The sequence below is a fragment of the Acidovorax sp. GW460-11-11-14-LB4 genome, from assembly GCF_059423685.1.
The window spans coordinates 1-9,234 of record NZ_JBWKYJ010000118.1 but is presented as its reverse complement, the minus strand read 5'-3'; the positions used below and the strand labels follow the sequence as shown (position 1 = coordinate 9,234).

Here is a 9,234-nt window from a genome sequence, read left to right as displayed (position 1 = left end):
GGCGGGTTACGATGCCCCCGCCCCCGAGAGGCACCCCGCACCTCTGCCCAGACCCTCACTGCCATGTTTCCTGCACCCACTTGCCCCTCGTGCCGCCAACCCATGCAGGCACACCGCTTTGCCAGCAACCTGGGCGATTCGCTGGAGCTGGACATCTGCTTTGCCTGCCAGGGCCTGTGGTTTGACCGGCACGAGAACCTGAAGCTCACGCCCCAGTCCGTGGTCGAGCTGTTTCGGCTGCTGCACGAGCACCGTGTGGACCAGCACCAGGCCCTGGCCGAGAGCATGGCCTGCCCGCGCTGCAACACCAGCTTGGCCAAGGGTTACGACGTGGTGCGCAGCGGCCGCTACATGGTGTACCGCTGCGGGCGACAGCATGGGCGCTTCAGCACCTTCTCGTCCTTCATGGTCGAAAAAGGCTTTGTGCGCCACATGACGCGCCCCGAGATCGACGACCTGGCCAAGCGCGTGGGCGCCATCTATTGCACCAGCTGCGGCGCGCCAGTGGACATCCGCAAAGACCACGCCTGCCCCTATTGCCGTGCCGCGTTCTCCCTCATCGACCCCCAGGCCGTGTTGCGCGCCATGGAGGGCTATGCCGCCGCGAGCGCCAAGGCACCGGCGGCGCCGGCATCGCCCGTGGACATTGGCGACGCCCTGGTGGCCCTGGAGCGCGACCGCACCCGGGCCGAGCGGGAGCGCCAGAAGCGGGCGTTCACCACGGCCAGCAGCGACGCCAATGACAGCTCGTTCACCGGGGACCTGCTGGCCGCCGGGGTGGCGCTGGTGTGGGCGCTGGTGAAGGACTAGGGATTCAGCGTCGCGCTGGCCGCAAGCCCCGCCGGTGCATTGACATACCGCAGCACGCGCTGCGGTCATTCACGACAGACTGGGGCAGACCGTTCAGAATGGCCCAAGAACCTGTTGAACAGGCTCTAAGGCCCTTGCCCTGGGCCACACCGCATCCCACGCAACCGTGGCGCCCGCAGCCACTGGAGGAGCGCCCCGTGCCGCAGTCCCCTACCAGACGCCCTGCCCGATCGCCGCGCAGCCCTGCGCCACCGGCGCGTGCGCGTCACCGCACCGACAGCCTGCTGCAGCGCGCGCAGCTGCCCCCCGTGCCCAGCACCTTGCTCATCCCTTTGGCCGCGCGTGCCCACGGCGGGCGCTATTTCCCCTGGCTCGACTGCCACGATGCCGTGGCCCAGGCCTTGCTGACCCAGTTGGGTGCCGATGTGAACAGCACCCTGGACGACCTGCCCACGGTGCTGCATGTGCTGTGGCGCACCCGCGCCATCAAGGAGGCGGGGCGCGGCTTTTTTGCCGAGCACCCGCAGGCCCTGGGCGTCAACCTGGGGTGTGGCCTCACGCACCACTTTCAGTGGCTGGACACGGGGGCCAACCAGTGGCTTGATGCGGACCTGCCTGCGGTGATGGCGCTGCGCAAGCCCCTGTTGCCGCCGCAGTGCCCGCGCATGCGCTATGCCGATCTGGACCTCTCGCACCCCGGCTGGTGGCAGCGGCTGGGTCTGCCCACGCAGCGCAGCGCCACGCCGGTGCTGCTGTTGTGCGAAGGCGTGCTGATGTACCTGCTACCCGCGCAGGTGCATGCCGTGCTGGCCGAGTTTGCGCAGCACGCGCCGCCGGGCTCGCGCATGGTGCTGGATGTGATGACGCGCCAGGCCGTGGGTTGCGCGGCCCGCCACACCAGCGTAGGGCCTACGGGCGCCGAGTTTCGGTGGGGTGTCGGCCGCATGGCAGAGCTGGCGGCCGTGCACCCGCGCCTGCACCTGCTGCGCGAGCAAAGCGTGGCGGAGGGCTATGGCTGGGCCGGTATTGCCATGGACATGTGGTGGCGCCCCTGGCTCGGTGCGCCGCTGTATGGCCTGGCCACGCTGGGGGTAAGGGACGGCCCCCCCTGAGCCGCTTCGCGTCGTCCCCCTGAGGGGGACGCCACCGGTGGCCTGGCAAAGCCAGTTCCACGGTGGCGCTGGCGTGGGTCGCGCCCGTTGCAGAGCTTGGCTACGGCCTGAGCGTCAGTGCGCGCATCCATTGGGGTGGCTGGCCCGTCAGCTGCCCCACGATGGCCGCCTGCAGCGGTGGCAGGCGCCGCGCGCCCTGCAGCACCAGTTGCCGCAGCAGGCGGGGCACCGGGCGGGCGTCGGTGTACAGGCGCACGATGGCGTTGGTGCCCTGGTAGATGGGCCAGGCGTGGCGGTGGTGGCCTTGTGCGTAGGGGGCCAGGGCGTCGGCGCTGCCAATGTCCTGCCCGCGCTGGCGGGCGCTGACCAGCGCGGCCGTGAGCCGCTCCACCCCCGCCAGCCCCAGGTTGTAGCCATGCGCCGTGACCGGGTGCATGCCCACGGCGGCGTCGCCCAGCAGCGCGCAGCGGTGGCCCGCAAAGTGCTGGGCATACACGGACACCAGCGGGTAGGCGTGGCGTTCGCCCACCAGCGCCATGGGTCCCAGCCGGTCGTTGAACTGGGCCTGCACCTGGGTGGCAAAAGCCTCGGGGGTTTGGGCCATCAGCGCGGCGGCGTCGGCCGCGCCCGCCGTGACTACCACCGAGCACAGCGCCTGTCCCGTCTGTGGGTCATCGGGCAGGGGCAGCACGGCCAGCGTGCGGTCGTAGCCAAAACATTCGTGCGCCACGTTGCCGTGGGGCAGGGCGTGGCGCATGCGGCAGACGATGACGGTGCGGCCAAAGTCGGTCATGTCTGCGCCAAGGCCCAGTTGGCGGCGCGTGGCCGAGAAGCGGCTGTCGGCGGCCACCAGCAGCGGGGCGGTGAGGCGCTGGGGCGTGGCGTGGTCGCCAGGGCCCGTGTGGGAGGGCACGCAGTCCAGCTCGGCATGGCCGGGCAGCGCGGCCACGCGGGTGACCTGGGTGCCGGTGAGCAGGCGCACGCCCGGGGTGCTCGCAGCCACCGCGTAGGCCGTGCGCCGCAGCGCGTGGTTGGGCACGATGAAGCCCAGGGCGCCGGGAGTTGACACATCGCCGTGGGTGCCGCTGGCCGCGTTCAGTTGCAGCGCGCTGTGGCGGCCCAGCGGGCCGTCGTGCACCTGGGCCTCGGCAATCTGGCCCACCTCGTGGTCGGCCAGGTGCGCCCAGCTGCCCAGCCGCTGCAGCGTTGCCCGGCTGGGGTGGGTGAGGGCGATTTCGCGGCCGTCAGGTGCGGGCTGGGCCAGCGCGCGGTCGCCCTGCTGCTCCACCACGGTGGCGGTGAACCCGGCCTGTGCCAGGGAGATGGCCAGCGACAGGCCCGCCGGGCCTGCGCCGACGATGAGCACGTCGCTGTGGTGGGTGGTCATGGCGGGATGAATACAGGGTGACAAGGTGCCCGCCCCGGGTCGGGGAGGCCGCGCGCCATTGTGGGCGGGCGGGTCTGGGCACGCTTTGCCCTGCGTCAAGCCATGGCGTGGTGACGCTATCTAATTGATAGCTGTTCAGGCATATGGTTCTAGCGCCTGGGGGCTAAAACAATCGAAACTCAGTCTCTGGCTGCCTTGCGCGGGGTTTTGCTGGACTTCTTTTTGGCCGGGCCTGCCTTCTTGCCGCGCAGGTGCAGCACCCAGGTGACCAGCAGCCACAGGTAGCCCGCCGGGATGCTGTACGCCGCAAAAGCCGCCAGCGACAGCGGTGGTGCGGTGATGGAGCGCGGGTTGGCAATGGTCTCCAGCAACTGGCGCGTGCCGGTGCCCAGCGTGGGCGTGGCGTGCTGGCTGCCCGAGCGGGCCATGAGGGCGCCCATGAAGGTGAAGAACTCCATCAGCAGCGCGCCGATCAGAAAACAGGCCAGCAGGGCCATCAGCTGTGCAAACGCCCGCCGGTTGCCCTTGGCCAGGAACACGATCGCCGACACCAGCCACAGCGCGGGCAACAACAGGACCAGGGCGGGCCAGGCGGACAGGAGAGTGGACATGGGAGACACGGCAGGTAGCAACAGGCAGCAGGGGCCGCTGGTGCGGGCACCAGCGATTCATCGGCAGGGCGCCTCCAGGAAGGCGGTCGAGTGCGGATGATAGAGGCTGCCTGTCACCGGCTGATTCCGGCGGGTCGCGCGACCTGCCCGCCACCACCGGCCGGCGCTTACGCCGCCACAAAGTCGGCCACGGCCTGCAGCACCTCCGCCTGCTGCAGGATCTTGCGGTGCCCCAGCCCCTCGGTGGCCAGCAGCGCGGCACCCGGAATGTGGTCGCGGTAGGCCTCGCCGTCGGCAAAGCGGTTGATGCGGTCGCCCCGGTCGTGCACCACCAGCGTCGGCAGTGCAATGCGCGGGCCCACGGCGGGGGGCTCGAACTGTCGCATCAGGATGCCCTCGCGCGCCTCGATGCGCCGTTGCATGGCGGCGCGGGTGCGTTCGGACAGGCCAAACACCTGCGCGAACAGGCGCGTGTATTCGTGCGGCGAGGCGGGCGGCGCCAGCAGCACCAGCCGCTCGGTGGCCAGGCCCCGGCTGGCCGCATGGGCCGCTGCGTTGGCCGCCAGCGAATGGGCCACCACGGCGTGGGGCGCCGAGTCCTGCGCGTGCAGGCGGGCGGTGGTGTATTCGATGGCACGGGCGAACTGCGGCAGGTTGCTCACGCGGCCCCGGCTGCCGCCGTGTGCGGGCAGGTCCACCAGCACCGGGCGCAGGCCGCGGGCGGCCAGGGCGTCGGCCAGCGGCAGCATCTGGCGCGCATGCCCGCCCCAGCCGTGCAGCAGCAGCACCGTGGGGCCGTGCGGCTGGGCCTGGGGCCGGTACAGCGTGATCTCGGCGTCTTCAAACGCCAGGCGCTCCGTGCGCCAGTGGCCCGGTGGCACGGCGCTGCGGCCCGGTTTGCGCAGGGGCAGGGGCGTGCCAAACAGGCGGTAGGCCGCGCGCACGGCCAAGGTGGGCCACAGGCGCTCGGCCGTGCCCAGCGCCACACGCAGCAGGCGCATGCCGGGGTGCTCGCCGTAGAAGCTGGACGTGGCCTGCAGCGCGGCGGATGGGGAGGTGTTCATGGTGGGACTCCAGGAGGGAGATGGGGTAGATGGGGGAGGTGGACCGGGCGGACGGTCAGTAAAAGATCCAGTCCCGGTTGCTGCGCGGGAGGCTGGTGAGGGTGCTGCGCAGCGACCGGATGGCGCCCACTGCGGCCGCGATGGCGGCGATGCCCAGGATGATCAACATGGTGGTTCCTTTCTTCGCACGGTTGTGCGAAATTGGGACATAAAAAAACAAGAGCACTCCCTGGCACACCACCGCGTATCAAGCGGGGGAGGGGAGGTAACTCTTGACGAGGCGCGCCCAGGACGCCTCGGTGCGTGCCACTGCCTGCGGATCGCGCAGGAAGCGAACGTCGTGCAACAAGCCCATGATCAGGCCATAGATCTCGCCCACCAGCTGGTCGGGGGATGTGTCGGCCGCCAGGTGCCCGGCCTCGATGGACTGGATCACTGTGCGGCGCAATGCGGCGCGCCAGCGGGTGATTTCAGCGTGCAGCAGGTCGCGCAGCTCGCCCTCGCGGTCGTCCAGCTCGAAGGCGCCAGCGGTGTAGATGCAGCCCGTGAAGGCCTCCACGTCGCGCGTGCGGGCAATCCAGCGGCGCAGGATCTCCTGCAGGCGCGGCAGGCCCTTGGGCTGCTGCATGGCGGGCACGAACACGTCGGCCAGAAAGCGACGGCCAAACTCCTCGATCACCGCTTTTTGCAGCGCCTCGCGCGAGCCGGCCCGCGAGAACACTCCGCTCTTGGACAGGCCCACGCGGTCGGCCACGGCCTGCAGCGTGATCGACTCCAGCCCCTCGGCCGCAGCCAGGTCCAGCGCCGCGCCGACGATGGCGGCGCGGGTGAGTTCGGCTTTCTGGGTTTTGGCGTCCATGGGCGCAATTTAGCACGATTGTGCGAAACAAGGCAATCCCCGCGCTGTCAACCGGGCGACGGGTGTGGCTGGCCTCTGCCGGGCGCCGCTGGTACGCTGCGTCGCCATGGAGACAACACACAACACCCCGCCCTACATTCCCCAGATCCGCCTGTACCAGAACTGGCTGCGCGACCAGCGCGGTCTGCAGTTCGACAGCTACGACGCGCTGTGGCGCTGGTCCACCACTGATCTCGACGCCTTCTGGCAGAGCATCTGGGACTACTTCCAGCTGCAGTCGCCCACGCCCCACACGGCCGTGCTGGCGAAGAACACCATGCCCGGCGCTTTGTGGTTCCCCGGTGCGCAGGTCAACTACGCACGCCAGGCGCTGCGGCATGTGGATGCCGCCCACGCGGCGGGCCTGCCCGCCATCATCAGCCGCAACGAAAAGGGCCAGCACCGCGAACTGAGCTGGCCCGAGCTGCGCCGCCAGGTCGCGTCGCTGGCGCTGCACCTCAAGGCCCAGGGCATCCAGCCCGGCGACCGCGTGGCAGCCTACCTGCCCAACGTGCCCGAGGCGATGATCGCCTTTCTGGCCACGGTGAGCATCGGCGGCGTGTGGAGCATCTGCGCGCCGGACATGGGCACGCATGCGGTGCTCGACCGCTTTCGCCAGATCGAGCCCAAGGTGCTGATCGGCGTGGACGGCGTGAGCTATGGCGGCCGCGACCACGACCGCCGCCCTGTGCTGGCCGAGCTGCGCGAGGCCCTGCCCAGCGTGCAGCACGCGGTGCTGCTGGGCAATCTGGATGCTTCTGTTTCGATAGCTGGTTGGGCAAGCTGGACTAGCGCTACCGTCCAAAACGATGCAGAAACGGCGGCCTTCGAGCCGATGTGGCTCCCGTTTGACCACCCCCTGTGGATCGTCTACTCCAGCGGCACCACCGGCCTGCCCAAACCCATCGTGCACGGCCACGGCGGCACGGTGCTGGTGGCGCTGCAGCTCAAGGTGCTGCACAACGACATCGGCTGCAGCTACGAGCCCAACAGCTTTGGCGAGCGCTACCACTGGTACAGCTCCACCGGTTGGGTGATGTGGAACGCGCAGCTCAGCGGCCTGCTGTCGGGCACCACCTGCGTGATCTACGACGGCAACCCCGGCGGCAGCAAGGACCACCCCGACTGGGGCGTGCTGTGGCGCTTTGCGGCCGAGACGGGCGTGACTTTCTTCGGTGCGGGCGCGGCGTTCTTTGCCAACTGCATGAAGGCGGGCATCACGCTCAGCGACTATGGCGACCTCACGCGTGTCCGCGCGCTGGGCACTACCGGCTCGCCGCTGTCGCCCGAGGTGCAGCAGTGGGGCACGGCGCAGTTCGAGGCCATTGGCACGCGCGAGATCTGGTGGAACAACATATCCGGGGGCACCGACTTTTGCGGCGCCTTCATCGGCGGCAACCGCGAGATGCCGCAGGTGCCGGGCGAGATGCAATGCCGCATGCTGGGCGCGGCCGTGGAGTCCTGGGACGCCGAGGGCCGCCCCGTGCTGGACGCGGTGGGCGAACTGGTCTGCGCGCAGCCCATTCCGTCGATGCCGCTCTACCTGTGGGGCGACAAGGATGGTTCGCGTTACCTTTCGAGCTACTTCGACATGTACCCCGCAGGCCACGGCCGCCAGCCTGGCGGTGGCGATGGCCCCGCGAGCATGGGCGCAGTCTGGCGACATGGCGACTGGCTCAAGATCGGCGCCAACGGGGGCTGCGTGATCTATGGCCGCTCTGACGCCACCATCAACCGCCACGGCCTGCGCATGGGCACGAGCGAGATCTACAGCGCGGTCGAATCGCTGCCCGAGGTGCTCGACAGCCTGGTGGTGGACCTGGAGTACCTGGGCCGCGAGAGCTACATGCCGTTGTTTGTGGTGTTGCGCCCAGGCTACGCGCTGGACGATGCCCTGCGCGCGCGCATCAATGGCGCGGTGCGCACGGCGCTGAGCCCGCGTTTTGTGCCCGACGACATCTTTGCCGTGGCCGAGGTGCCGCGCACGCTGAGCGGCAAGAAGCAGGAGCTGCCCATCAAGAAACTGCTGCTGGGCCAGCCCATCGAAAAGGTGGTCAACAAGGACGCGATGGCCAACCCGGGGTGTTTGGACTGGTATGTGGCGTTTGCGGCGCAGCGGGCGAGTACGCTCCAAAAATGATAGCTGCTAGCGCTTATTGAATAAGCGCTAGCGCCTTGTTTGGATGCAAGAGTGAGTGCGGCGCTGAGGCGTGCTGCACCCCAGGGAGTCAGTCCAGCTTCGCGCCAGATGCCTTGATCAGCCGCTCCCACACCGGGCGCTCCTTGTTCATGGCCGCGGTGAACAAGGCCGGTGAGCTCTTTTGCACGTCAAAGCCCATGGCCGTGATGCGCTGGGCCACATCGGGATGCTCGGTGGCTTTGCGCACCTCGGCCGCAACGCGCTCCAGGATGGCGGGCGGTGTGCCTGCGGGGGCTCCAAACGCCAGCCAGCCCGCCACGCGGTAGGCCTCGTCGTTCAGGCCCTGTTCGCCCAGTGTGGGCACGTTGGGCAGCGTGCCCATGCGGCGCTCGCCGCTCACGCCAATGGCCTTGAGCTTGCCGGCGTCGATGTGCGCCTTGACTTGCAGTGCACTCGCAAAAGCAATCTGGATCTGCCCGCCCAGCAGGTCCTGCACCATGGGCGCCTCACCCCGGTAGGCCACGTGGCTCATGTCGGCGTTCTGCGACTGGCTCATGTACGCGCCGGCCAGATGCGGGTAGGCACCCGTGCCGTAAGAACCATAGGCCACCTTGCCTTTGTTGGCGGCGATGTATTTCAGCAGCTCAGGCCCCGTGGCCACCGGCACGCTGGGGTGGGCCACCAGCACCAGGGGCGCGATGGCGATCTGGTAGATGGGCGCGATGTCCTTCTCGGGGCTGTAGGGCAGCTTGGTGTACAGGAACTGGTTGGTGAGCATGGAGTTGCTCAGCGCCAGCAGCAGGGTGTAGCCGTCCGGTGCGGCCTTGGCCACCGCGTCGGTGCCGATGATGCCGGCCGCGCCGGGCTTGTTGTCGATGACCATGGGCTGGCCCAGGCCCACGGCCATCTTCTCGGCCAGCACGCGCGCCAGCACGTCGGTGGCGCCGCCGGGGGCGAAGGGCACGACCACCTTGATGGGCTTGTTGGGGTAGGCGGCCTGCGCCCAGGCGGCGGTGCCGGTGCAGGCGGTGGCAGCGGCCAGCGCGGCAGCGCCGAGCCAGGAACGGCGGGTGAGGGCGTGGAAGGGCATGGGTTTGTCTCCTGTCATGGTTATAAAAATCACTCAGCGGGCTCCGCGATGCATGGTGGCGGGCCGGGGTCTGGCTGTCACGCCATGGGCTTATGCGGTCTGGGGGCTCCCTGGGGCGGGGC

General features: G+C 69.3%; 8 protein-coding genes. 3 read left to right on the top strand and 5 right to left on the bottom strand.

The genetic code is table 11. From position 1 onward, the window contains the following. The first annotated feature begins 63 nt into the window (after positions 1–63). Together AC07X4_RS23355 and AC07X4_RS23350 are read left to right on the top strand one after the other, a co-directional pair. The gene (locus tag AC07X4_RS23355; RefSeq protein WP_192419472.1) at positions 64–810 is read left to right on the top strand and encodes a zf-TFIIB domain-containing protein; all 747 of its coding nucleotides are present in this window, start codon (positions 64–66) and stop codon (positions 808–810) included. Positions 811–1,007: 197 nt separating this feature from the next. Then, positions 1,008–1,922 (top strand): class I SAM-dependent methyltransferase, encoded by a 915-nt coding sequence (locus AC07X4_RS23350; RefSeq protein WP_494741469.1) that lies wholly within the window; start codon positions 1,008–1,010, stop codon positions 1,920–1,922. A gap of 100 nt (positions 1,923–2,022) precedes the next feature. Here the strand turns inward: AC07X4_RS23350 and ubiM are convergent, their stop codons facing one another. The 4 genes from ubiM to AC07X4_RS23330 all read right to left on the bottom strand — a co-directional run bounded on the left by ubiM (position 2,023) and on the right by AC07X4_RS23330 (position 5,843). Beyond that, positions 2,023–3,309 carry a 5-demethoxyubiquinol-8 5-hydroxylase UbiM gene (ubiM, locus tag AC07X4_RS23345; RefSeq protein WP_494741468.1) on the bottom strand — a complete coding sequence of 429 codons (1,287 nt, stop codon included), beginning with the start codon at positions 3,307–3,309 and terminating at the stop codon, positions 2,023–2,025. Between the two features lie 179 nt (positions 3,310–3,488). Beyond that, positions 3,489–3,920 carry a hypothetical protein gene (locus AC07X4_RS23340; RefSeq protein WP_056057054.1) on the bottom strand — a complete coding sequence of 144 codons (432 nt, stop codon included), beginning with the start codon at positions 3,918–3,920 and terminating at the stop codon, positions 3,489–3,491. A gap of 167 nt (positions 3,921–4,087) precedes the next feature. Continuing rightward, positions 4,088–4,984: an alpha/beta fold hydrolase gene (locus tag AC07X4_RS23335; protein ID WP_494741467.1), complete on the bottom strand. Its 897-nt coding sequence runs from the start codon at positions 4,982–4,984 to the stop codon at positions 4,088–4,090. 247 nt (positions 4,985–5,231) lie between these two features. Further along, entirely contained in the window at positions 5,232–5,843 is a 612-nt protein-coding gene (locus AC07X4_RS23330) for a TetR/AcrR family transcriptional regulator (RefSeq protein ID WP_056057057.1), read from the bottom strand. A 106-nt stretch (positions 5,844–5,949) separates the two neighbouring features. Here AC07X4_RS23330 and AC07X4_RS23325 point away from each other — a divergent pair, with 106 nt between their 5' ends. Continuing rightward, positions 5,950–8,022: an acetoacetate--CoA ligase gene (locus AC07X4_RS23325; RefSeq protein WP_494741466.1), complete on the top strand. Its 2,073-nt coding sequence runs from the start codon at positions 5,950–5,952 to the stop codon at positions 8,020–8,022. 88 nt (positions 8,023–8,110) lie between these two features. On the opposite strand, the gene AC07X4_RS23320 is transcribed toward AC07X4_RS23325, so the two are convergent. After that, complete coding sequence (locus AC07X4_RS23320) at positions 8,111–9,112, bottom strand: Bug family tripartite tricarboxylate transporter substrate binding protein (protein WP_343734152.1); 1,002 nt, start codon at positions 9,110–9,112, stop codon at positions 8,111–8,113. Positions 9,113–9,234 lie beyond the last annotated feature (122 nt).

Excerpts from the sequence above, each read along its gene's own strand:
- AC07X4_RS23355 (WP_192419472.1), top strand. The coding sequence starts at position 64 with ATGTTTCCTGCACCCACTTGCCCCTCGTGCCGCCAACCCATGCAGGCA.
- ubiM (WP_494741468.1), bottom strand. The coding sequence starts at position 3,309 with ATGACCACCCACCACAGCGACGTGCTCATCGTCGGCGCAGGCCCGGCG.
- AC07X4_RS23340 (WP_056057054.1), bottom strand. The coding sequence starts at position 3,920 with ATGTCCACTCTCCTGTCCGCCTGGCCCGCCCTGGTCCTGTTGTTGCCC.
- AC07X4_RS23335 (WP_494741467.1), bottom strand. The coding sequence starts at position 4,984 with ATGAACACCTCCCCATCCGCCGCGCTGCAGGCCACGTCCAGCTTCTAC.
- AC07X4_RS23330 (WP_056057057.1), bottom strand. The coding sequence starts at position 5,843 with ATGGACGCCAAAACCCAGAAAGCCGAACTCACCCGCGCCGCCATCGTC.
- AC07X4_RS23325 (WP_494741466.1), top strand. The coding sequence starts at position 5,950 with ATGGAGACAACACACAACACCCCGCCCTACATTCCCCAGATCCGCCTG.
- AC07X4_RS23320 (WP_343734152.1), bottom strand. The coding sequence starts at position 9,112 with ATGCCCTTCCACGCCCTCACCCGCCGTTCCTGGCTCGGCGCTGCCGCG.